General features: G+C 49.4%; 22 protein-coding genes. 14 read left to right on the top strand and 8 right to left on the bottom strand.

What is annotated here, in order from left to right; genetic code table 11:
* Positions 1-134: 134 nt before the first annotated feature.
* The 4 genes from JIN82_RS12430 (at position 135) to JIN82_RS12415 (ending at position 3,216) form a co-directional block, all read left to right on the top strand.
* Positions 135-1,103: a hypothetical protein gene (locus tag JIN82_RS12430; protein WP_200311974.1), complete on the top strand. Its 969-nt coding sequence runs from the start codon at positions 135-137 to the stop codon at positions 1,101-1,103.
* Positions 1,104-1,179: 76 nt separating this feature from the next.
* Complete coding sequence (rpsN, locus tag JIN82_RS12425; RefSeq protein WP_200311973.1) at positions 1,180-1,449, top strand: 30S ribosomal protein S14; 270 nt, start codon at positions 1,180-1,182, stop codon at positions 1,447-1,449.
* 67 nt (positions 1,450-1,516) lie between these two features.
* The gene (locus JIN82_RS12420; RefSeq protein ID WP_200311972.1) at positions 1,517-1,777 is read left to right on the top strand and encodes an FmdB family zinc ribbon protein; all 261 of its coding nucleotides are present in this window, start codon (positions 1,517-1,519) and stop codon (positions 1,775-1,777) included.
* Between the two features lie 2 nt (positions 1,778-1,779).
* A complete protein-coding gene (locus JIN82_RS12415; RefSeq protein WP_200311971.1) occupies positions 1,780-3,216 on the top strand; it encodes a hemolysin family protein in 1,437 nt (478 codons plus the stop codon).
* Between the two features lie 1,105 nt (positions 3,217-4,321).
* On the opposite strand, the gene JIN82_RS12410 is transcribed toward JIN82_RS12415, so the two are convergent.
* Positions 4,322-5,578: a hypothetical protein gene (locus JIN82_RS12410; protein ID WP_200311970.1), complete on the bottom strand. Its 1,257-nt coding sequence runs from the start codon at positions 5,576-5,578 to the stop codon at positions 4,322-4,324.
* Between the two features lie 403 nt (positions 5,579-5,981).
* Between JIN82_RS12410 and JIN82_RS12405 the strand changes: the two genes are divergently transcribed.
* The 9 genes from JIN82_RS12405 to JIN82_RS12365 all read left to right on the top strand — a co-directional run bounded on the left by JIN82_RS12405 (position 5,982) and on the right by JIN82_RS12365 (position 13,664).
* The gene (locus tag JIN82_RS12405; protein ID WP_234041994.1) at positions 5,982-6,818 is read left to right on the top strand and encodes a hypothetical protein; all 837 of its coding nucleotides are present in this window, start codon (positions 5,982-5,984) and stop codon (positions 6,816-6,818) included.
* 254 nt (positions 6,819-7,072) lie between these two features.
* Entirely contained in the window at positions 7,073-7,618 is a 546-nt protein-coding gene (locus JIN82_RS12400; protein ID WP_200311968.1) for a hypothetical protein, read from the top strand.
* Positions 7,619-8,560: 942 nt separating this feature from the next.
* Entirely contained in the window at positions 8,561-9,451 is an 891-nt protein-coding gene (gene xerA / locus JIN82_RS12395) for a site-specific tyrosine recombinase/integron integrase (RefSeq protein ID WP_200311967.1), read from the top strand.
* A 165-nt stretch (positions 9,452-9,616) separates the two neighbouring features.
* Positions 9,617-10,393 carry a hypothetical protein gene (locus tag JIN82_RS12390; protein ID WP_200311966.1) on the top strand — a complete coding sequence of 259 codons (777 nt, stop codon included), beginning with the start codon at positions 9,617-9,619 and terminating at the stop codon, positions 10,391-10,393.
* 236 nt (positions 10,394-10,629) lie between these two features.
* Positions 10,630-11,367 (top strand): hypothetical protein, encoded by a 738-nt coding sequence (locus tag JIN82_RS12385; protein WP_200311965.1) that lies wholly within the window; start codon positions 10,630-10,632, stop codon positions 11,365-11,367.
* Between the two features lie 53 nt (positions 11,368-11,420).
* Positions 11,421-12,140: a hypothetical protein gene (locus tag JIN82_RS12380; protein ID WP_200311964.1), complete on the top strand. Its 720-nt coding sequence runs from the start codon at positions 11,421-11,423 to the stop codon at positions 12,138-12,140.
* 8 nt (positions 12,141-12,148) lie between these two features.
* Positions 12,149-12,607 carry a DUF3592 domain-containing protein gene (locus JIN82_RS17735; protein WP_200312072.1) on the top strand — a complete coding sequence of 153 codons (459 nt, stop codon included), beginning with the start codon at positions 12,149-12,151 and terminating at the stop codon, positions 12,605-12,607.
* A gap of 305 nt (positions 12,608-12,912) precedes the next feature.
* Positions 12,913-13,458: a hypothetical protein gene (locus JIN82_RS12370; RefSeq protein ID WP_200311963.1), complete on the top strand. Its 546-nt coding sequence runs from the start codon at positions 12,913-12,915 to the stop codon at positions 13,456-13,458.
* On the top strand, positions 13,455-13,664 hold the full coding sequence (locus tag JIN82_RS12365; protein ID WP_200311962.1) for a hypothetical protein: 210 nt from the start codon (positions 13,455-13,457) through the stop codon (positions 13,662-13,664). Before JIN82_RS12370 ends, JIN82_RS12365 begins: the two co-directional genes overlap by 4 nt.
* 1,830 nt (positions 13,665-15,494) lie before the next feature.
* Here JIN82_RS12365 and JIN82_RS12360 read toward each other — a convergent pair.
* The gene (locus JIN82_RS12360; RefSeq protein WP_200311961.1) at positions 15,495-15,935 is read right to left on the bottom strand and encodes a hypothetical protein; all 441 of its coding nucleotides are present in this window, start codon (positions 15,933-15,935) and stop codon (positions 15,495-15,497) included.
* A 177-nt stretch (positions 15,936-16,112) separates the two neighbouring features.
* Between JIN82_RS12360 and arfB the strand changes: the two genes are divergently transcribed.
* Positions 16,113-16,535, top strand: a complete 423-nt coding sequence (gene arfB, locus JIN82_RS12355) for an alternative ribosome rescue aminoacyl-tRNA hydrolase ArfB (RefSeq protein WP_200311960.1) — start codon at positions 16,113-16,115, stop codon at positions 16,533-16,535.
* Between the two features lie 43 nt (positions 16,536-16,578).
* Here arfB and JIN82_RS12350 read toward each other — a convergent pair whose 3' ends face one another.
* The 6 genes from JIN82_RS12350 to JIN82_RS12325 form a co-directional block, all read right to left on the bottom strand.
* Positions 16,579-17,166, bottom strand: coding sequence for a hypothetical protein (locus JIN82_RS12350; protein ID WP_200311959.1), 588 nt, complete (start codon positions 17,164-17,166; stop codon positions 16,579-16,581).
* A gap of 130 nt (positions 17,167-17,296) precedes the next feature.
* Complete coding sequence (locus JIN82_RS12345; RefSeq protein ID WP_200311958.1) at positions 17,297-17,866, bottom strand: hypothetical protein; 570 nt, start codon at positions 17,864-17,866, stop codon at positions 17,297-17,299.
* A gap of 108 nt (positions 17,867-17,974) precedes the next feature.
* Positions 17,975-19,396 carry a sulfatase-like hydrolase/transferase gene (locus JIN82_RS12340; protein ID WP_200311957.1) on the bottom strand — a complete coding sequence of 474 codons (1,422 nt, stop codon included), beginning with the start codon at positions 19,394-19,396 and terminating at the stop codon, positions 17,975-17,977.
* A gap of 194 nt (positions 19,397-19,590) precedes the next feature.
* Positions 19,591-20,700: a type IV pilus twitching motility protein PilT gene (locus JIN82_RS12335; protein WP_200311956.1), complete on the bottom strand. Its 1,110-nt coding sequence runs from the start codon at positions 20,698-20,700 to the stop codon at positions 19,591-19,593.
* A gap of 37 nt (positions 20,701-20,737) precedes the next feature.
* Positions 20,738-21,820 carry a type IV pilus twitching motility protein PilT gene (locus JIN82_RS12330; RefSeq protein WP_200311955.1) on the bottom strand — a complete coding sequence of 361 codons (1,083 nt, stop codon included), beginning with the start codon at positions 21,818-21,820 and terminating at the stop codon, positions 20,738-20,740.
* A gap of 202 nt (positions 21,821-22,022) precedes the next feature.
* A complete protein-coding gene (locus tag JIN82_RS12325; protein ID WP_200311954.1) occupies positions 22,023-22,457 on the bottom strand; it encodes a hypothetical protein in 435 nt (144 codons plus the stop codon).
* Between the last annotated feature and the right edge of the window lie 1,248 nt (positions 22,458-23,705).

Raw genomic sequence — 23,705 nt, 5'->3', positions numbered from 1 at the left:
GTGCGGTGATTTTTGTTGGGTTCCTGTGAGAGTGAACGCGTAGGAGGAAATTTCTCACGATTGCTAGTGGCGGGACAATTGATCTTTACACAACGAATATCTTGCGCATTCTCACAGCCTCATCCCGATAAAGAATGACAGAAGAATCAAAAGCCGAAGAATTGCCAGTGAGCGAGGAGACATCCGACGCCCAGCAAGTTCCGGCAAAGAAAAAAAATACGAGAAAAGCTGCTGCTAAGAAAGCCGCTCGCCAGAGTGAAGCTGAAGCCGCCGCTGAAACTCCCGAACTCTTTTCTGCAAATGTGGCCGCCTCTGAAACACCAAAAGCTCCTGTGGAAGATGTTCCTGCGAGCTCTAGTGAGCCAAAATCAGAGAAAGCACCTGTGACTAAGCCTGCAGCTGAAAAGCCTGTGGTAGTTGTGGAGAGCAGAGTGATTCCAGTGTCCTCAGAGCCATTGAAGGTGCCTGCTTCTAGTGCACCAGCTGCGGCTGCTGAGCCAGCTAAGGAAGAGCCTGCCGCCAAGCCTGCCTCAAAAGAGCCAGCTAAGCCAGCAGATGCCGGCGAGAGCAAAGGACCTGTAGTGGGTGTGCGTGATGCACGCAGCCGCGAAGCCAAGCAGTCTGACCAGCAAGCCGCTGACGGCAATGCTGAGCCAGCTGGCGAAGCACAGGAAAACTCAGGCAAAGGCCAGCAGCGCAAAAAACAAGCAGCTCGCAAGGGCGGCAAAAAAGCGCAGCAGAACCAGCAGCAAGCTCAACAAGACGGTGGCGAGCAGCCAGCGGCAGGGAATGCAGCCGGTGACCAGCCAGCAGCTGAGGGCAACGATAACCAAGAGCAATCTGGTGATCAGCCAAACCAACGCCGTGGACGTAACCGCGGACGCAACCGCAACCGCGGCAATGATGGTGAACAAAAGCCTGCGGAACCGCAAAAACCTAAGTACGACCCCGAGAAACTCTCGAAGTGTGCATGGAAAATATTCTACGGAGAAGTTAACGAAGAAGGATTGGCCTTGATTCAAGACAAAGATGCGCGAGAGTTAGCGCGTCGAAGCTTCAGAATGGCTGAAATCTTCTTGGATGAAGAAGCTCGCAAAAAATAAAAATATTGGCTGAAATGCAAAACTTTTTAAAAAAGCCTTGCTTATCGGCTGAAAACCATTAAACACCGCCTCCTCTATGGCTAAGAAATGCTGGATCGCGCGCAACGAGCGCAAAAAGAAGACTGTTGAGAAGTATGCAAAGCTCCGTCAGCAACTCAAGGACGAGAAAGACTACATCGGCCTGAGCATGCTGCCACGCGATGCTAGCCCTACTCGTGTTGTTAATCGCTGTGCAGTGACAGGTCGCCGTCATGGTTACCTCCGTCGCTTCAAGCTCTCCCGTATCAGCTTCCGTGAGCTCGCGTCTCACGGTCTGATCCCAGGAGTTACAAAATCGAGCTGGTAATTTATTCTCAGCACGTGTTATTATTTCGGCGCAAGGTGGGTGAAAATCCCCACCTTGCGTCCTATTTATGCCAATTTACGAATACCTTTCTGAACAGCCCGACGACCCAGAGCACAGTTGTCCTAGATGCTCGCGTGGATTTGAATTACGTCGTCCTGTTGATCGGCCACCACTTGAAAAGTGTCCGCTTTGCCGCCACCCTGTGCGCAAAGTCATTAGTAAAATCAATACTCCTACGGTGACTAAGCCGTTTTCCCAAACCGATGCCAAGAAGGCTGGTTTCACCGTGCTCGAGAAGCGCGATGATGGAGTTTATGAAAAGATGTAAGCATGCACGAGTCTACGACCATTGTGGCTGCTGAATCTTGTGTTTCTGACTGCTTGTCAGCTCTCCCGCCAAGCGCTCTCGCTATCCCGCGTGATTTATTCACCGGCGAGCTAGCGTGGTACACCGCTGGTGTAGCGGTATTATTATTTCTCAATGCCCTTTTTGTGGCGGCTGAGTACGCCATTGTCAAAGTGCGTCCAGCGCAGCTGAAATCTCAGCTAGACGAGCGCACTGGCCCCACCAAGCGCATCCGTGCCGCTCTGGCGATTGCCGACAATTTATCTGAATACCAGCTGGTCTGCCAATGGGGCATCACCCTGAGCTCGCTGGCGCTAGGGTTTATGGGCCAGCCATTTGCCACCAGCTTCCTCGCTCCTATTTTCTCAGACTTCGCCATCTTTGGCGGCATGGGCATCTATGTGGTGGCTTTGATTGCCTCATTCATGTGTCTGGCGGTCTTGCACGTCGTTCTGGGTGAGCTGATCCCGCGCACCATTGGCATCCGATTTGCGCAGCCTACAGCGCTCTGGCTGGCGCGTCCGCTGCTCGCCTTTGCGTGGTTCTCCACCAAAGTGATCAAACCGCTGCAGTGGGCCGCTGATGTTATTTTAAAATACATCCTGCGCATCGAGCCAGTGAGTGAGTCAGACCTCGCCCACAGCGCGGAAGAACTCGCCGAGCTGGTAGCCGAAAGTGGCAAACAAGACGAAGTCACCGATACCGAGCGCGAGATCCTGATCAACGCGCTCGAGCTCAACGACCTGTCGGTAAAAGACGTAATGACACCGCGCAGCGAGGTGATTGTGCTCGATGTAGACGCGCCATTTCAGGAAAATATTGAAACCGCCACGCGCTCGAAGCATACCCGTTTTCCTATCGTCAAAGGTCATCTCGACCGCGCCCTGGGGCTGATCCACATCAAAGACATCCTCAAGCTAGTGAGCGCTGAAGACCCAGACCTCATGAGCATCAAGCGCGAGCTCAAAGTAGTGCCTGAGACCATGCGCCTCGATGGTCTGCTGCAGTTTTTCCTCAAAGAACACGCCCACCTCGCTATGGTGGTGGATGAGTTTGGCGATCCCGTTGGCCTCGTCTTCCTCGACAATGTGATCGAAGAACTCGTCGGCGACATTCACGATGAATTTGATAACGAATCAGTATCATTCCGCCGCATCACCGAAGGTGAGTTTGTCTGCGAAGGCGGGCTCACACTCAACGAACTCAGCGGGCTAGAACCTGAGCTGACGCTGGAAAGCGGCGAAGTCAGCACCGTCGGTGGCTACATCACCCGCCAGATGGGCCGCATCCCCAAACCCGGCGAAAGCCTCATCGTCTCCGGCTACGAAGCCAAAGTGACCAATACAAACGGCCGCCGTGTCGGTGTGGTCCACTTCCGCCGACTCTCACCACTCGAGGTGGAACCACAATCCGCTGCTTAGTCTGCTGGATTGCTGAGTCGTGAATGGCTGAATGGCTGAATGGCTGAATGGCTGAATGGCTGAATGGCTGAATGGCTGAATGGCTGAATGGCTGAATGGCTGGCATCTCAGGTGCCCGCTGGTCGACGCTAATTTTATTTCTGCAAATGCCTAAAAATGCAGGATTTTCCCGCAAGGCTGCACCAAACGAGCTCTGCCAATTGTCGATATGAAACATCGCAACTGAGGCCGCAGGCTTTGGAGTGCGCCGATCCTTCGGCGCTTTCAGCTAGCGGCTGGCACACCCTGACGCGCCGAGTCACCTGAGATTTTAAAAACAATGCCTCCTCCTAGCCGGGTTTTCCATTTACCCTCCGTGTCGCCCACTTTTCCATTTTCCCTCCGGGAAACGCTATGTCACGGGTGGCTATCCACGGGTTGCGCTCGCTGCGCTCGCTGACCCGCGGCTAAAATCCATTAGCCCTCCGGGCTAGTTAGAATTCGCTCTAGCCAGAACCTTGAGCTAGCTGGAAACGTAATCTGGCTGGAAACTTGAGCGGGCTGGAAACTTGAGCGGGCTGGAAACTTGAGTGGGCTGGGGGACGGTGGTCCTTTCCTACATCTGACTTTGGTTGCTGGTGTCATGTTAGGTTCAGCAAAAGGCCCAAGGGGCCGAGAGATTCCAGCCCAGTCCAAGGCCGGGCTGAAAGCCCAACGCAGGGCTGGGTAATAGCCACCAACAGATCAGAAGCCCTGAAGGGGCGAGACAACCGTTGACCAGCGATACAGCCAGCCGGATTTTCCATTTTCCCTCCGGGAAATGCGATGTCATGGGCGGCTATCCACGGGTTGCGCTCGCTGGGCTCGCTGACCCGCGGCTAAAGTCCATTAGCCCTCCGGGCTAGCTAGCTGGAATCTTGGGCTAGCTGGGCTATACTTTCTCTCGGCCCTTCAGGCCTCCAACTTTCTTTAATCTCTAACCCAGCCCTGCGTTGAGCCTTCAGCTCGGCCTTGGACTGGGCTGTAATATCTCGTCCCCTTGGGCCTTTCATCAATGATGTGGAAATTCAGGGCAGGCTGATCTATGCGTCTAGCGCCTTGATTTAATAACTCTATTTGGGGCGCTTCACTGTGAGATATTTATCAACCTAGCTTCCCAAGGTTTTTCTCCGTCAGGGATGAGGTTGCCTTTTTGAATAAGGGTAAATTGTTGAGGCGAAAGTAATACGATGTGAGCATCATTATCTGCGTATAGCCCGTAAGCTCGATCTTCTGAATTAGCGTCTTCAAGGAGCTTATTAAGAAATATTATAGTATGGTTGATAGCGGCTTCCCATATCAGTTCGCTTGGGAAACTATCAGATATTATAAGTTGAGTATGGCGGCCGATTTGCACTTCATATACTTCCGAGTCTCTGTTGGGGCTCTCTTTGCATGGTCTCAAGTAGTTTACGTCGCCATCGTCCGGTAATGTGTCGTCGAGCACTAAGCGAGTCGGAGTGTAGGTAATTACTTCTCCTGTTGACTCGTCTAACTTTCGCATGGGCCTCAGTGCTTGCTCTCGTGTAGGCAAATAGACGCCTCTAGCCGCTAAGGCTGGAGATATCTGCCCAATAAATTCGAATACCCCGATTTCAGCTAAATCTTCCGCATCGGCAGAGAAGACCCTCTCGGTTTCTTCTGGAAAGAAGTAGCCCGCCTCGATGAGATATTTTTTTACTGATATTTGTTTGTCTGGCGCAAGGTGGCTAAAATAGCCGCTTGCCTCGAGTTCGTTCACTACTTTGGCGAAGGCCTCAGAATGCATCTTTTTATCACTATCGGGTGATGGGCTAGAGGTGCTTGTTTGGCCAAATGACATCTTAGCGATGGCTAGGCTGATGATAATCACGGCGATAATGATATATACCCAAGTTGAACCAAGTGATGTAGCGGGGCTGATAACGGGAGATGTAGCAGGCAAGGGTTTATTCTCTAATGTTTCAAGGTTTAGAAACTTACCCGTACCTGAGTCAAAGGTGTAAACCGTGCCTAGCTGTTCGATGGCTGAAACCGCAAAACAAAAATCATTGAAGTGAGCCATTGAAGGGTCCTCGGAGCTATGGATCTCAACGCGTGTAGAGCATGAGGCAATGGCATGTTCTTTTGCGTGACTTTGGGCGAACATGGCCGCTAGTTCACGAGACTCTTCAAGGATGTGACTATCATCTGCTAGGTTTAAGTTTAGAGTGAAACTCGGCCAAGTTAGGGTGAGTTGATTGCCCTGCCTGATCAGCTCAGGGGATTGATTTTCACTAGAGGCGAAGGCCTTCTTCATTGCGGCAGCGAGGGTGTCGCTATTTATCTGAGTACTTGGGTCTATCAGAATGAGAGTGTTGTACATGGTAGGGTAAGCGGTTGTAAAGGTGCCTAATATTTGATTGCGGCTGTTGAATATGCGCGAGCCAATCCTCGAGGAGGAAGGGGTCTGTCTCTAATCATTTTTGATGATCCCGTTTCTTTACGATAGATATTTTTTGTCAAACAGAAAGAGATAGATACTGAGGGTGGGGCTAGCTGTCGGTATTTCCCCAGTTAGGACTGGCGGTGTTAGTTTGAGATGGCTAGCTGCTTGTTGATGTGAGCCAATTTTACTACTCCATGAAGATGAAGGTGCTGAAACCGTGCCGTCAGGAATGACAAATCCAAAGTAGGTGTGAAAATTTAGTGATTTACGCTAACAAGTTGACGTGAATGATGATTGTGTTTGCTGCTAGCATGATGCTTACTCAGTCTAATTGAATCTAATGAAATCTATATTTAAAAATATATTGGCGGCAGGCTGCCTGCTCTTTGGCGCCGCATCAGTGATTGCTGACGATGTTTGCATTAAGAAAAACGAGACAGCCTATTGCGATGTCACAATCACGGCAGATTTCACTCAAAGCGTATCGGCTAAGATGAAAGAGCTGATGACAAACGTGAAGATTGATGAAGCCGCTTTACAAGCACAGCTGAAAGCTGAGATCGATAAAATGGCGAAGGAAAAAAAATGGGATGCGGCACTTGTCGCTGATCTTAGAGCAAAAGCGTCAACGAATCTAGCAGAGCAGATTCTAGCTGGAGCCAAGGAGTTTGATAGACAAACTGATGCGGCGGCAAAATCATGTGCGACTAAACTCAAAAAGCAGCTCAACGGGGAGAGCCCTGCTGCTGTATTTATGAGTGGAGTATATACCTATTGTGAAGGCTCTAGGAATTCAGCTTCCCCAGGGTGGAGTGAAAATGTTCACAATATTGAAGGCTGGGAGAAGGCCACATTGAATATTCCTTACTCAATAGATCTACCAATTCATATTAAGGTGACTGCGGATAGAAAGCTGGGGAATGCAAGCCTTGATAGAAAGTTTCATAGTAAGCTCGCTGGTAAATTAAGTGGCTCAGTGAGTATTACGCCGATCGGCTCAATTGTTATCTTGTCGCCCAATACGCCTGAGACAAAAGTGCGGGGAACCGCTAAAATCACAGGGACTCCTAAGTTGTTAATCGAGTCAAAATCAGGCTTTGTTTGTGATCTGGACTCGATTGACGTCAAAATGTCGAAGTATATTTCAGAACTCGAAGGAGAATGGAAAGCTCACTAAAGACATCATTGAAAGAGCTGTTATGTGGACAAGTAGACGCACAAATTAAAATATGAGCTGAATCTATCCATGTTGGCATCGCTCAGAAGACCCAAAGATTTGTGTGTTATGGGATTGAGGAGGGCGTCTATTATCCTCAAGCTGATCTCTTAAAGCGTATTCGTATTGGTTTTGTTCAAGGATAATTAATGGACCCATTTTCATGTTCCCCCGGCAATAAATTAGATATCAATATAAAGACTGGGACTTAATAGATGGAAGACGACTTTACAAAGCTGGTCCATGACCTAAATGCACTTGAAAATAAACTGCAAGTTGTGTGGGGAGAAATGGCTGTGCCTAGTGAGCAGAGCTTTGAATCATTCTTTTACAGCGACTATGAATACCTAGAGTTTGAGGAGGTTTTTTTGCATTCCCGATTTGATGCTTTTCCTTGGTATACGAGTGAGGGAACTCCCGTATGGACGGTTTTATCATATATGCCGCTGAGCCCAAGGACGTATTATTTAGCAGGTTATATTCTACATTTCATAGTTAAATGCAGGGAGTGGATAGAGTGCAAGGATGGCCCATTATCCAGCGCGAATAGGGAATATCCATTGATAGAATTATCTGACGTCACGCTTGTATCTAATCTTTTAGACCAAGAGTATGTCGAGTTAGTTAGGAGGTATAACAGCCAAGTTCATCAGTTCCTGCATGATCTAGCTGATTTCTTTATTCAATATAAGTCTATGATGTCATTAGATGATAAGGAGCTGATCGGGATGAGAGTGCTTTATGGGTTGGGGAATGGATAGATCTACAGCTAGTTTAATCCCAGCTTAGTGTAGATTTTGACTAACAATGTCTGCACGTAGCCGGGTTTTCCATTTTCCCTCCGTGTCGCCCACTTTTCCATTTTCCCTCCGGGAAATACGATGTCATGGGCGGCTACCACGGGTTGTGCTCGCTGGGCTCGCTAACCCGCGGCTAAAATCCATTAGCCCTCCGGGCTAGCTAGCTGGAACCTTGAGCAGCACCAAACGAGCTCTGCCAATTGTCGATATGAAACATCGCAACTGCGGCCGCAGGCTTTGGAGCGCGCCGATCCTTCGGCGCTTTCAGCTAGCGGTCCGCACACCCTGACGCGCCGAGTCAGCTGAGATTTTAAAAACAATGCCTCCACGTAGCCGGGTTTTCCATTTACCCTCCGTGTCGCCCACTTTTCCATTTTCCCTCCGGGAAATACGATGTCACGGGCGGCTATCCACGGGTTGCGCTCGCTGGGCTCGCTGACCCGCGGCTAAAGTCCATTAGCCCTCCGGGCTAGTTAGAATTCGCTCTAGCCAGAACCTTGAGCTAGCTGGAAACGTAATCTGGCTGGGAATTTGAGAGGGCTGGAAACTTGAGCTGGCTGGAAACTTGAGTTGGCTGGGCTATACTTTCTCTCGGCCCTTCAGGCCTCCAACTTTCTTTGATCTCTAACCCAGCCCTGCGTTGAGCCTTCAGCTCGGCCTTGGACTGGGCTGGAATATCTCGGCCCCTTGGGCCTTTCTCTATAGTATGAAAATCTAGGAGCATCGGCTTGCTAGATAAATGTTCTAATCTAAGATTACGCAGATTTACTTTAGCTGTTGTGTTAGTTGGTGAAATTTTCAGCTAGATTGGTGATGATAGAGCTGTGCTGAATCCGCTAGCTAGCGCAGGTCGGGGCATCGGGTGCTTGACCAGACCAGCTGGCTGGACTGTGATGCTAGTGCATGCAGCGAGAAATTGATTTATTTATCCGCCACTTGGCGATTGAGCGTGGTTTGTCTGAGGCTTACCAGAGCTCGGTGGTGCAGTCGTTGAGTTTTCTAGCTGATTTTGCCGCTGACCGTAAGCTAACTGAATGGCGCGAGCTGGGGGTAGACGAGCTGCGTGAGTTTTTAAAATCGCAATCGGCAGAGCGTGGCTGGCAACCATCGACGCAGCGCATTGTGGTGGTGCATTTGAAGATTTTTTTCCGCTTTTTGCAGTCGCGTGGTGAGCTAGTTAGTGATCCCGCTGAGCCATTGATTGCGCCGAAAACCACCACGCATCTGCCGGAAACGATGAATGAAAACCAGCTAGCTCAGCTGCTCGAGAGCATTGATACGACTCGGTCGTTAGGTAAACGAGACCGGGCGATGTTAGAGCTGTTTTACGCATCTGGCCTGCGGCTCAGCGAGCTGTGTGGTGTGCGGCTGGAGGACATCGACCTCGACGAAGGCATCATCCGGGTGACGGGCAAAGGGGAGAAGGTGCGCTTGGTTCCAGTTGGTGATCAAGCGCTGAAGGCGATTCAACGATACCTCGCCAGCGAGCGCAAAGAGTTAGTGAAATCGCGCACGGCATCGTGGTTATTTCTTAGCATCCGCGGTGGCAGGCTGAGCTCTGAGCGGGTGCGTGAGATTGTGAAACAACGCGCCAAACTGGCTGGCTTTGATAGCAAAATCTACCCGCATTTGTTGCGCCATTCATTTGCGACCCATCTGCTGCAGAATGGTGCGGATTTGCGAGTGATTCAGGAAATGCTAGGTCACGCCGACATTGCCACCACGCAGGTGTATACCCACGTTGACCAGAAAGGATTGAAATCCATGCACCAGAGGATTCACCCTCGTGGGTGAGGCACGTGTTTTTCCCGAGGTGATCCATTTCCCCATAGGCCAATGATCCAGCTGGTGTTTGTTAGCTTTTTTGGGGCTGATTTGTATTAGACTAAATACAGACTTGCTAGATGATGTCCGATACTTATAAATCCGTTATCGCTCTATAATAGAGCATATAACAATATGAAGCTTATAGCATTTCTTAGTTTGTTTGTGGTCATGAATAGTACTTTACTGGCGGGCTTTGCTAGCGGTGCTTCAGATGAAATTACCTATGATAAGGACGGGAATAGAATTCCCCTTGAACTAACAGGAGTTAGGAATAACCTCGCCTACTTGCTCAATAGCTCTGATGTTGTGGTTTCTGTTTTGTTGGAGCATCGTTTGAAGGCTGAACCAACCTCTTTAGCTGTTGATGTCCAAGATGTTGTTTGGCAGCGTGAGGGAGCTCAGATAGAGCCTAAGTTGGTGATCATTAATGATTCTATTCAGTACAAAGACGAATCGAGACAGTTACGAGCGGCAGATGTTACGGACGCTCCATCTGAACGGGAAATGCTAATCTATGAAAACGTTCCAAGCCTTATGTTTCTGAAAAGTGTTACTGATCTTGGGCCATACGCGAAAAGTAACACTTTGAAGGGCGCTGCGGTCTATAAGTGTGTCATGGCAGGTAGTGGATGCCTGACGATGACGCACCAGGCTAAAGCTGCGGAGGAAGGGACCTTCGATGTCTATGCTAAGATGACTCAGCCCTATGTGGTGAAAAAGGGCAAAAGCATGTTTGGCACCACAGACAGAGAAATGATCTATCATTCTATCAAAGTGTTCTATACCCTCGGGGCTGAAAACTTTCTCGCGCTGGATAATGCAGTGGTGAAGAAGTATGTGCTAGACTCAGCCAAGCTGACGGAGCTCATGGCAAAGCAACCACTTTCGGTGGTGACTGCTGACAAGTGAGATCTAGCTGGCTGGCATCTGAGCCCGTCGCTGACGAACTGTGATTTAGTTTTTTTGGCTAGGGGCGAGTTGTGCCCTGATCCAGCTGGTGTTTGTTAGCCTTTTTTGGGTCTGATTTGTATTAGACTAAATACAGACTTGCTAGATGATGTCCGATACTTATAAATCCGTTATCGCTCTATAATAGAGTATATAACAATATGAAGCTTATAGCATTTCTTAGTTTGTTTGTGGTCATGAATAGTACTTTACTGGCGGGCTTTGCTAGCGGTGCTTCAGATGAAATTACCTATGATAAGGACGGGAATAGAATTCCACTGGAGCTAACAGGAGTTAGGGATAACCTCGCCTACTTGCTCAATAGCTCTGATGTTGTGGTGTCTGTTTTGCGGGAGGATCGTTTGAAAGATCCAGCTTCTTTAGCTGTTGATGTCCAAGATGTTGTTTGGCAACGTGAGGGAGCTCAGATAGAGCCTAAGTTGGTGATCATTAATGATTCTATTCAGTACAAAGACGAATCGAGACAGTTACGAGTGGCAGATGATACAGACGCTCCATCTGAACGGGAAATGCTAATCTATCGAAACGTTCCAAGCCTTATGTTTCTGAAAAGTGTTACTGATCTCGGGCCATACGCTGAAAGTGACACTTTGAAGGGCGCTGCGGTGTATAAGTGTGTCATGGCAGGTAGTGGACGCCTGACGATGACGCACCAGGCTAAAGCTGTAGAGGAAGGGCTCTACGACATCTACGCTGAGATGGGGCAGCCCTATGAGGTGAAAAAGGGCAAAAGCATGTTTGGCACCACAGACAGAGAAATGATCTATCATTCTATCAAAGTGTTCTATACCCTAGGGGCTGAAAACTTTCTCGCGCTGGATAATGCAGTGGTGAAGAAGTATGTGCTAGACTCAGCCAAGCTGACGATGCTCATGGCAAAGCAACCACTTTCGGTGGTGACTGCTGACAAGTGAGATCTCTCTGGGGTGGCTCCCACTGAGCCATTGAAAATTCACACCATACAATAATGAGATTAAAGAAATTATTCATCTATGTAGGAAGTTTACTTCTTACGCAAGTGAGTCTCAGCGCTGAAAAGATCGAGGCTGAGCTGACCTACCTCAAGGAAATTAAGGCTAAGCTATCTCTTGAGATATATGAGCATCCAGTTCACTTGTTATGGTCTGAAGTCGAAGAAGACCCAGACGGGAAGAGTGAACGCTGGATTGGGGCAATGCAAGCGGCTAGGTTTCCTCTGGCCAAGCCCAATATTGATTTTGATAAGTGGTTATCATTCCATGCTCCAGATACTTATGACAGTAATGAGAAAGCTCACGAAATATTTACAAAAACGAAAGAGCTGTTCCCAAGCCCCCAAGTGTATAAAGAAAACAGCAGGAATAAGTCCCTCGCTGATATTTACTGCGTTGGCGAAGTGAGTTTCAAGGGCGAAGGTGGAAATGGCAGTCATCAATTAGTTGTCCTTTATCAATCCGCTGATGATTATAAAGCCAGTCCGCTGAAAACTGGCGTCCGAGCATCAATTTTTATCGAGCTCGAAGGAAAGGTTTTGAATTCTAGATTGTTGCCCCCGTCATTTGATGGAACCTATTTGCCCTTAAATGATGTACAGAAACTACAAGCTCTACTGAATTCAGGCTTTGTTGTCAGTGATGGCTCCGGCGGATTGGTGATTGTAGATGTTGCTGAGGATTCAGTCTTGAGGACTTCTTTTGCTGAAAGGTAGAGCTTACAATATTTGCGAAATTTTTTGGCTATCTTATAATCTGTGGAAGTATTCTTACTTGTTTCGGACTCGTTAAGACCCTAGGAGGGCACCTTTATGCTAGGGCCACTTATGCGGAGACGCTAGGGGTTATAAAAACTGTAGCAATACAAGACTATTACTCAGCACGAAAAGGATCGCCTCAGATGGGATCTGAAAAAATGTATGAGCCTCAAGTTATATGCCACTATACATTTAACGGTATCAGCTATGAGGGAGTATCTCTACAGATGACACCTCAGCACTTTACTTCACGAAAGAAATTAAATTCTTTTCTAGAAAGTTATAAAAAGGGAACATCTGTTAAATTGTTGGTGAACCCAGATGCACCAGAGGAAAATTATTTAAAATCAGGTTTTCATATACCCCAAATCATTGGTATAGGCTTCTGTCTAATTGTAGCATGGATAGGCAGGTTGCTAGTATAGCAATATCTAACTTGCCGTAAGGAATGTCAGGCATCTGAACGCACGTTGACCAGAAAGGATTGAAATCCATGTTTCAGAGGATTCTCCTCGCGGGTGAGGCATGTATTTTCCCGAGGTGATCCATTTTCCCATAGGACAATGATCTAGCTAGCTGGAATCTTGCGCTGGCTGGATTTCATTTGCTCTCGGTCTTTCAGGCAGCTAATTGATCTTTGATTTCTAACCTGATTCAGTGTTAGTCTTGTTGCTCACAACCGTAATGTAATATGAAAAATTGTTATTATTTAATATTTTTGATGGGGCTCATGATTCTGCCATCGCAGGCTCATTTCGGGCATGATGATGGAATTGATCAATCGCAGCCACTTGAAATCCGTGGCTTATCGAGAAACTTAGCCTTTTTGTTCTGTTATGCTGATGCCGTGGTATTGGTAAATGAAATAAATCTCGATTGTAAGACTAAGTCGTTGAAGGTTGAGGAATGTTTGTGGTCGAAAGACGGTATGGTTGTTGAGGATGAAATCGCGGTATGCGCTAATGAAGGCCAGTATCTATCTAATATTAGAGCCGTCGTGCATGTCCTAGATTTGGTTGAGGATGGGCATAGTTTTGGTATTGTGCCGATGTATGAGTGCGCGCCTTCATTGATGTTCATACGAAAGGTGGAGACTATTGCCGATAAGTGGTACCATACACCCATATTTCAGGGTGATCTACCCGACCCTTCAACTGCCACACTACCTCTATACAAAGTGGTGAATGGCGGTCAGGGCGCATTTGTTTTGCCTCATCTGATGAAGCAGGGGGGGGAGTATCTGATTTTGCGCACAAGAGGTATGTTAGTAGCTTGAAATTCATTGAAGCAGATCTTAAAGCTGGCTTTGGCACCACGGATTCTGAATTGATCATGACCACAGTTAGGACCTTTTTCAGGCCGGGAGCTGAGTTCATTGAGATGGAAAATGCTGTCACCGCGAAGTTTAAAAAAGACGCAGCTCTGCTTGTCCAAGCGCAAGTGATGGATAAGTCGGTTCATGCTGAGAAGCAGGAGAAATAGATAGGCGCGGAAACTGAAGTGCCCTGACTCTGAGTAGCTGGGATTTCCATTTTCCCTCCGGGAAATATGATGTCGGGGGCGGGGATCCACGGGTTGCACTCGCTGGGGCTCGCTGACCCGCGGCTAAAGTCCATTAGCCCTGCGGGCTAGCTAGCTGGAGCTTTGTGCTGGCCCAGACTAGCTCTGCCTATTGTTGATATAACTGGTCCAAACGAGCTCTGCCAATTGTCGATATGAGACATCGCAACTGAGGCCGAAGGCTCTCGGAGTGCGCCGATCCTTCGGCGCTTTCAGCTAGCGGCTAGCACATCCTGACGCGCCGAGTCTGCTGTGATTTTAGAAACAATGTCTTCACGTAGCCGGGTTATCCATTTTCCCTCCGGGAAATATGATGTCGGGGCGGGGATCCACGGGTTGCACTCGCTGGGGTTCGCTGACCCGCGGCTAAAGTCCATTAGCCCTCCGGGCTAGCTAGCTGGAACCTTGCGCTGACCCAGACTAGCTCTGCCAATTGTTGATATGAGACATCGCAACTGAGGCCGAAGGCTCTCGGAGTGCGCCGATCCTTCGGCGCTTTCAGCTAGCGGCTCGTACATCCTGACGCGCCGAGTCTGCTGTGATTTTAGAAACAATGTCTTCACGTAGCCGGGTTATCCATTTTCCCTCCGGGAAATATGATGTCGGGGGCGGGGATCCACGGGTTGCACTCGCTGGGGCTCGCTGACCCGCGGCTAAAGTCCATTAGCCCTGCGGGCTAGCTAGCTGGAGCTTTGTGCTAGCCCAGACTAGCTCTGCCTATTGTTGATATAACTGGTCCAAACGAGCTCTGCCAATTGTCGATATGAGACATCGCAACTGTGGCCGAAGGCTCTGGAGCGCGCCGATCCTTCGGCGCTTTCAGCTAGCGGCTGGCACATCCTGACGCGCCGAGTCTGCTGTGATTTTAGAAACAATGTCTTCACGTAGCCGGGTTATCCATTTTCCCTCCGGGAAACACGATATCGGGGGCTGTTATCCACGGGTTGCACTCGCTGGGGCTCGCTGACCCGCGGCTAAAGTCCATTAGCCCTGCGGGCTAGCTAGCTGGAACTTTGCGCTAGCTGGAACTTTGCGCTGGCTGGAACTTTGCGCTGGCTGGAACTTTGCGCTGGCTGGAACTTTGCGCTGGCTGGAATTTTGCATGTCACGGTAGGTTCAAGCAAAGGCCCAAGGGGCCGAGATATTGCAGCCCAGTCCAAGGCTGGCCTGAAGGGGCAACGCAGGGCTGGGGACGGGCCGCAAACAGATCACAAGCCCTGAAGGGGCGTGAGAACAGTTGACTAGCAGTAACCCCAGCCAGCTGGAAAAAGAGAGAAAAAGATGTCAGGCATCTGAAAGCGATAACCCGCGAGATTCCCTATAACTAAAGAGATCAGCTGCAAAATGGGTCGGGTCGTTTTGGGTTTTTCTGGAAAAAGATGTCAGGCATCTGAAAGCGATAACCCGCGAGATTGCGATAACTAAAGGGATCAGCTGCAAAAGGGGTCGGGTCGTTTTGGGTTTTTCTGGGGTGGGTTTTAGTGTTTTTTGACCCGGGAGATTTTTGTAGAGAAAAACCATTTGCGTGGATGTAGAAGTGGGGTATTTTCTCTCGATACTAGTTATCTCATCAATATTATGGTAGGCCGAGCGGGCGGGTGTCCGCTCGGTTTTTCCGTTTTCTGGTGAGAGGTATTTTTTTGCGCCGGCGCTTGGTGCCGTTGGTGGCTGCTGGCGGTTGCAGCTGGCGCTTGTTGGACTAGGCGGTGTCGGGTGGATTTTGTTGTTGGCTGAGCCGACGATGCGGCGGGATTATTTGGAGATCAATACACCGCCGAGGATGAGGAAAAACGAGCCACTGATGAGGCTGGGGAAATTGGTATCTTTCCACTCTGAGAAGATGAATAAAGCGAAGGCGATGGTGACGAGGGTATTGAGGTTATACAGCGGAGCCAGCTTGGAAATGGGCGCGCCATAGTGCCTGAGGCCGACAAAAACAAAGGCGACACCAGCGGCCCAGAAGAGCCCAACGCCGATGGATGGCAGTGCTGCCGCTAGGCTGATGTTTTGTTTGTCTCCGGTGATGGCGATGACGGCACCTACGATGGCGACGCCAATGCTGATCATGATCAGGTAGATGCCAATGGAGATGGGGTGGTTGCCGGCTGATTTTTGAAATAGATTGGCCAAGCCAAACAGAAAGGCTGGCAGAACGCCGCCAACGAGCAGGCCGATGAGATGTGGATGATTCATGGGCGGGACGGTAGATATTTTCAGCCCAGAAGAGAATGCGCAAATGCACGGGTTGAGACATGGCTAGAACTGGGGTTTCTAGTGTCAGTTATTCCCTTATTCTAAAAGGGTCGCGAGCCTTAGCTATCTTTGAGGTTTCAGCTGGGAGGAAATGAGTTATGATAGATTTTGTAAAAGATGTTAAGAATTTCGAACCAACTTACTCTTCCGGCGGATGAGATCGAAATCCAAGGGGTGCGATCTCAGGGAGCTGGTGGGCAAAATGTCAACAAGGTGAGCTCGGCGGCGCACTTGAGATTTGATGTGACCAACTCCAAGGTATTGCCAGATTTTTACCGCGAGCGGCTGCTGGCGATGAGCGACCAGCGCTTGACTAAAGATGGTGTGATTGTGATCAAAGCGCAGGAATTTCGCAGCTTTGAGAAAAACCGCGACGAGGCATTGCGGCGGCTGTATTTGCTCATCAAAGGGGTGACTGTGGAGCAGAAAAAACGCAAAGCGACTAAGCCGACACGTGGCTCTGAGAAGCGACGCCAGAAGGCAAAAAAAATGCGCAGCGAAACCAAAAAGAACCGCGGGCGCGTGGATGGTGGGTTCTAGCTGGAGGAAGTTAGTGTGAGCGTATTTCCAGCCAGTTAGCAGCTTAGTTGCTTCGGTGTTTTTCTAGCTGGTCGCAGAGTTCTTTGCTGAGTTGGTCATTATAGAGGCGAATGTATCGGCCTCCCTTGAAGTGAATATCATAACCTCCCTGGTCGGTAATGATAGAGGCGAGCTCGTCCCATTTGGACTGAACGATTTCCTCGATATTACCGTCGGCAGTTTTGCTAATGAGCGTCAGCGATTGATCATTCCAGCGAATCAGATATCGCGGACTCTTCTTTGGCCAGCGCCGGAACTGGATTGTTTTGATTTCGTTAGGAATGATTTGAACCGGACTTTTCCAAAAGTCCTCAAATCGTTGGAGCTGGTGGGCAAATGGTGAGCCAGCTCGTCGGTAGGCTATTTTGCATGCGTAGCGGAGCGCATAAAAGCCGAGTATGATGGATAGGAAGAACAGAAATTGCTGCCATTCAAAGCGACCATAGCGCAGAAAAAACTGGGAACATAACCATAACCATAAGCCGAACAGGCATACTCTGAAGAATATGTATCTTGCCGTTAGCTCGGGTGACTTGAGCTCGAGCTCATGCTCATATTCACTACTAGCTAGATCTATCTTTTCCTCAGACATCTGAGGAAAAGATAGATTAGATCGTTAGGTGATCAATGGAAATCTGGCTAGATGACTCTGAGCTAACGAAGGTTCAGCTGGCTGGAATTTTTCCGAGCCAGCTGAAGTTTATTTCCAGCCAGTTAGCAGCTTAGTTACTTCGGTGTTTTTCTAGCTGGTCGTCGAGTTCTTTGCTGAGTTCGTCATTATAGAGGCGAATGCATCGGCCTCCCTTGAAGTGAATATCATAACCTCCCTGATCGGTAATGATAGAGACGAGCTCGTCCCATTTGGACTGGACGATTTCCTCGATATTACCGTCGGCACTTTTGCTAATGAGCGACAGCGATTGATCATTCCAGCGAATCAGATATCGCGGACTCTTCTTTGGCCAGCGCCGGAACTGGATTGTTTTGATTTCGTTAGGAATGATTTGAACCGGACGATTCCAAAAGTCATTAAATCGTTGGAGCTGGTGGGAAAATGGTGAGCCAGCTCGTCGGTGGGCGTAGACGAGCGCAAAAAAGCCAAGTATGATAGTTAAAATGATTAGATACTTATGCCAAGGGAAGGGGGCGTCGCGCAGAACGTCAAGCAGCAGCCAACTGCCAGCGAGGGAGATCTGAAATATAGTGTTGAATTTAGATCTTGCCGTTAGTTTGGGCGGTTCGAGCTCATGCTCATATTCACTACTAGCTAGATCTATCTTTTCCTCAGACATCTGAGAAAAAGATAGATTAGATCGTTAGATGATCAATGGAAATCTGGCTAGATGACTCTGAGCTAACGAAGGTTCAGCTGGCTGGATTCTTTCCGAGCCAGCTGAAGTTTATTTATTGAGCTGATATTGTGGCTGGCTGCTGAGATTGTCGAAGCGGTCGAGCTCTTTAATGAGTTCCTTGACGATCTCAGGGTTTTGCTCGGCGATGTTATTGGTTTCGCCTACATCTTTGCTGAGGTTGTAGAGTTCGGCGGGGAAATAATATCCATCTTGTTTGCGGTGCTGGTAGCGTGGCGGCAAGATTTTGTAATTCTCAGGGCGTTTTTTTGGATTGATGCCTTCTTTGAGGTCGAGCTTACGGGTGGTGGCTTTGTCGCGAACCCAGACGAGTTTATGGTCACCTTTGCGGATGGCGTGGCCGTCGATAGCGCGCCACATGAGTGTGCGTTTTTCCAGCCCGGTTTTTTCGCCTTTGAGGTAGGGCAGTAGGTTGATGCCGTCGTACTCGCGGTCATTTGGCAATTTTCCACCAGCGGCGGCTACTGAGGTGGGGAAGATGTCGAGTGATGAGATTGGGTAGTCAAAATCTCCCTTGCCGCCAAACTGAGCTGGCCAGCTGATGGCGTATGGCACGCGGATGCCGCCTTCGGTATAACGGGCTTTGCCGCCGCGCAATGGGCCATTGTTGAAGCCTGCTTCAATGATTTCTTCTTTGGTTATGCCGCCGTTGTCGCTCATGAAAAAGATCAAGGTATTGTCGCGCTGGCCGCTTTCATCGAGCGCGGTGAGCAGGGTGCCTACGGTGCGATCGAAGGCTTTGACGAGCCCGTGGTAGGAATGTTTTCCTTTGGGAATATCAGCCTTGGGTGCCTGAAATGGCCCGTGCATGGCATAGTCTGCAAAGTACATGAAAAAGGGAGTGTCCTTATTTTCATGAATGAACTTGCTGGCATTTTCAGCGAGGTAGTCGCCGAGGTAGACATCATCGGCGAGCCCTTTGACGGGTTTGCCATTTTTCAGAAGTGGGTATTTGCCGGAGCTGAGTCTGAAGTACGAGCAGCGGCCTTCGAAGCCGAGTGTGTAGTCAAATCCGCGGTTGAATGGCGCGTATTTGTCGTTGCCTCCAAGGTGCCATTTGCCAAAAAAGCTGGTTTTGTAGCCAACTTCCTTGAGCACCTGCGGCAGCATGATTTCATTGGTATCCACGCCGTAGTCGTATTTGTTGGCGATCTCGTTGGTATCAGTGAGTGTTTCGTAGCCAAATCTAGCCTGAAACCGGCCAGTCATCAGACCTGCTCGAGCTGGCGCGCAGACGGCGTGGGTAGAGTATCCTTGTGGGGAAAAGGTGCCTTCGGTGCAGAGGCTGTCTAGGTTTGGCGTGGCGACTGGGCCGCCAGTGTAGCTGATGGCATTGTAGCACATGTCGTCGGTGAGAATGACGATGATATTGGGCTGCTGCGCCTGCGACGTCATGGCCGTAGCTGTGAGGGCAAAAAAGCCAGCTGCAATCGATTTTTTCAAAGTGTTCATGATGGTGAGATGGATGATGTGGGGAGTTTATATAGACACGTTTATCAACGCGCAGCCGTGGACAAATAGCTGCCTTTTTGTGTGATCTATGTCGGCGTTTTGGTTAATTGGTCTAAACGGTTTAATTTTAAGATCAAAAAAAAGCGTGTAACCAGCTGGTCACACGCTTTTTGCAAATGTCTGAATGGATGAGTTTAATGTCCCATTGGGTTTTCGCCAGAGGCGTCGCCAAGATGGGCGGCTTCAGCTGGAAGGAATCGTTTGAAGCGAGTTTTATCAATCGCTTTCATGTACGCTTCTTCAGGGGAAACCATGCCTTGCTGGAGTTTTTCCCAGATGGCTTCGTCCATGAACTGCATGCCTTCGGCTTTACCACCGATGATGACGTCGTAGAGTTTCTGAGTTTTACCTTCACGAATAATCGCGGACACGGCGGTATTGGAGAACATGATTTCATTGACCGCGCAGCGGCCAGGTTTGTCACTGCGCTTCATCAGCAGCTGGGCAACTACCCCTTTGAGTGAGGCGGCGAGCATGGTGCGCACTTGGCTCTGCTGGTCAGCTGGGAAAACGTCCACAATACGGTCAACGGTTTTGCGGGCGTTGTTGGTGTGCAGGGTACCAAAGACGAGCAGACCGGTTTCCGCAGCGGTGAGCGCGAGGGAAATGGTTTCCAAATCACGCATCTCACCCACGAGAACGATGTCGGCATCTTCACGCAGGGAGGCGCGCAGGCCGTCGGCGAAACTTGGTGTCTGGATAGGCACTTCGCGCTGGGTGATGATGGATTGCTTGGATGTGTGAACAAACTCAATCGGTTCCTCAATCGTCACGATGTGGCGGTTGTAGTTGGTATTGATGTAGTCGATCAGCGCAGCCAGCGTGGTGGATTTACCAGAGCCTGTAGGACCGGTGACGAGCACCAATCCTGAGCGCATGTGGCCGAAGTTTTTGATTACTTCTGGAACATTGAGCTGCTCGAGGGTGAGGATTTTAGTAGGAATGAGACGGAAAACTGCGCCGAGGCCGTGTTGTTGCTTCAGGTAGTTGCAGCGGAAACGTGCGGTTTCATTCATCTCGTAAGCGAAGTCGAGGTCGCCTGATTCGAGGTATTTTTCAAAGGCAGTAGGATCGCAGATCTCACCGAGCATGTCTTTGATGTACTCGTGGGTGAGTACTGGCTGCTCAGGAATAGCCGAAACCGCACCGTGCACACGAAGTTTAGGTGGTTGGCCTTCTGAGAGGTGTAAGTCGGATCCGCCTTGGTCGATCAAATATTGGAAAAGGGCGTCGATAGTAGCCATAGTAGTCTAGAAAAATGAGTTAAAATTTGATGACGGGTTACGATTGCAGGAAGGCATTCATCTGCGCAGGTTCTTCACAGCGGTAGAGCGCTTCTTCAGCACTGATGAGCCCTTTAGCGTAGAGGTCTCGCAGCGATTCATCTTTGGTGATCATGCCGACGTTTTTACCAGTCTGCATCACGCCAGGCAGCATGAAGGTTTTACCTTCGCGAATACAGTTGGAAACCGCAGCTGTATTCACCAGCAGCTCAACAGCGAGTTCGCGGCCTTGGCCGTCGATGCGTGGAACCAGCTCTTGTGAGAGGATGCCGCGCAATGATTCGGATACCATGATGCGGATTTGTTCGCGCTGGTCAGTTGGGAAAACGTCAAGCACCCGGTCGAGGGTACGTGGCGCATTACCAGTGTGCAGCGTGGCGAGAACAAGGTGGCCAGTTTCCGCAGCAGTGAGTGCCAGCTGGATGGTCTCCAAGTTACGCATTTCCCCCACCATGATGACATCTGGATCTTCACGCAGGGCGCCGCGCAGTGCTTTCTCAAATGACTCGGTGTGGGTATGCACCTCACGCTGGGTCATCTGGCAGCCTTTAGATTCAAAGACAAATTCCACTGGATCTTCCAGCGTCAGGATGTGGTCTTCTCGGTCAGCATTGATGAAGTCGATCATGCTGGCCAGCGAGGTAGATTTCCCTGATCCCACAGGGCCGGTGACGAGGATGAGTCCGTTCTGGTAACGGGTGAGAGGAATGAGTGATTCTTCTGGTAGGCCGAGCTCAGCCATGGTTCTCACCGTTGGGTTAATCATCCGTGCGGTGATGTCGTAGCCTAGGCGCTGGCGAACCACCGAACATCGGAAGCGGCCAAGAGAATTTTGGTAGGCAAAGTCGACATCGCCAATCTCTTGCAGGCGATTCCATTCCTTTTCACTGAGGAATGATTTGGTCAGTCTATCCATGTCCTCTTCTGAGAGAGGCTGGTGATCTTCCCAAATGGGTTGCAGCTTGCCGTGACGGCGCCAGATTGGTGGAGAGGCGGTAGCCAAGTGAATGTCAGAGCATTCATACTCGTTACCGATTTGTAGGTATTGGTCGACGTGATCTAATACAGTGTGTTCAGACATGGGTGCAAAGTTTCCATTCAACTACACCCAAATTCCTCCGAAGGGAAGAGGGAAAGTACCGAAACACTGTTTTAAGGTACACAGTCAGAACAAACTTTCAGCTATATGGCGGCAGTGCCGAGCTGATAAATAGTGGGCAAAATAATAGGCGAACCCGCTGAAGTTTGCAGGTTCGCCTAGAGATATTTAGTTAACACCCAGCTTAGAATCCAATCAACGCGGCAATTTCTCCGCGGGTAAATTCATCGGGATTAGTCGCCGCAATGGCTAAAGTTTCTTCAATCAGCAATTCGCCGAACTCGTCACTATCTGAACTGGTGACCAGTGAGTCAGCAAGCGCTACGCTACTTGGCTCCGCAATCATTGATGATTCGTTTTGATGATTAGCCATGCCTGCTGGCTCGACACCATCTGGCTGCTGAACGACCAGAACAAAACCAATGCAAGCCGCTGCTCCAAGAGCCAATGCCTGAGGTAGCCAAAACTGCCGCCACCATGGTAGGGATTTTCCTTCATCCTCGAGCATGCGCACACTGCGCAGCACGTCTTGGCTGAAGCTCCCGCTGGCTTTCTGGCTAGGGGCTTTTTCTAGGAGATCCCAGATTGGGTCATCCTCAATGTTCTTGTGATCTTTCATCTCTCCTTGTGGTTACGTAGCATGGAACACATTACTTATATGAAAGTTGCACATTATCGCCCAGAAATTTCGCCACAAGATTAGATGAGGAAATGAAATCAGCGAATGGCGGGGGAATTTCTCCAGCAAATCACGGAACCAAGCAAGTTAAAGTTGCTAGCTGGGTTTAATGCTGGCTGGTTCAATTGCTAGCTGGGTTCAATTGCTAGCTGGGTTCAATTCTAGCTGGGTTTCATTCTAGCTGGGTCTCAATGCTGGCTGGGTTTCAATGCTGGCTGGGTTTCATTCTGGCTGGGTTTAATGCTGGCTGGGTTTGATTCTGGCTGGGTTTGATTCTGGCTGGGTTTGATTCTGGCTGGGTTTCAATGCTGGCTGGGTTTCAATGCTAGCTGGGATAATGCTAGCTGGGATAGTGCTAGCTGGGATAATGCTAGCTGGGTTTGATTCTAGCTGGTTCCAATGCTAGCTGGGTTTAATTCGGGCCAGCGCAATATATATCCAGCGTGTTAATTATGTGCATGCCTACGCCGAAGGCGTGAAATAGCCTAGCCTTGGGTAAGGCAGCCCCGAAGGGGCAACGCAACCCAAGGAGAAGGAGCCCTAAAGAAAAAAGCTCTGAAAGAGCGAAACAGATCTTTTGCCTACAGCTCCTCAGTTGGCTGAAATTTTCTGGGGAGAGGTTTCGTGCGCTGGTGATTTCAGCTGATGACCAGCCAGCTGGAGTTATTCACCACTTATTCACATCGAGTGAGGCGGGAGGCTTTGTTGGCTGGGAGTTTCTGGCTGGATATTTTGCTGAAATGGCTGGCGGTTAGGCGATTTTACTGGGGATGTGGTGGATGTTGATTTGGCAAAATTGTATTTTGGCCAGCTGTGATGCGGGTGGATTGGTGAGGTGGTGGATTTTTGTGAAAATCGCTAAGGGTTGATTTTGTGGGCTTTGCGGGTGGTGGGTGAATTTTTTGTCACTTTCGGTGTAGTTTTATCTTGCGCAAATCCGAATTTTGAGTAGGTTGCGCCCCGCCAGCCGAAAGGGGGCACGAGAGAGAAGCAAACGCCGACGAGCTCCAGTAGCCAGTCGGGTTTTTTATCTCCTCGTATTAGTTCTTTTACAGAGTGTACTTAACTTAGTTCCTAGTTCTAAGCAAGGAGTGTGCCAGATGAAACAAAGTAATTTGTGATTCTGACTAGCATGTTCAGAAGCGAAGAAACAACTAAGTGGAGTAGGAAAGATTGAATTGTGCGCTG

It is taken from the genome of Persicirhabdus sediminis, from assembly GCF_016595495.1.
GTDB classification, from domain to species: domain Bacteria; phylum Verrucomicrobiota; class Verrucomicrobiia; order Verrucomicrobiales; family Akkermansiaceae; genus Persicirhabdus; species Persicirhabdus sediminis.
Note: the sequence above shows the minus strand (reverse complement) of the source record. Positions and strands in the feature narration are given on the sequence as shown.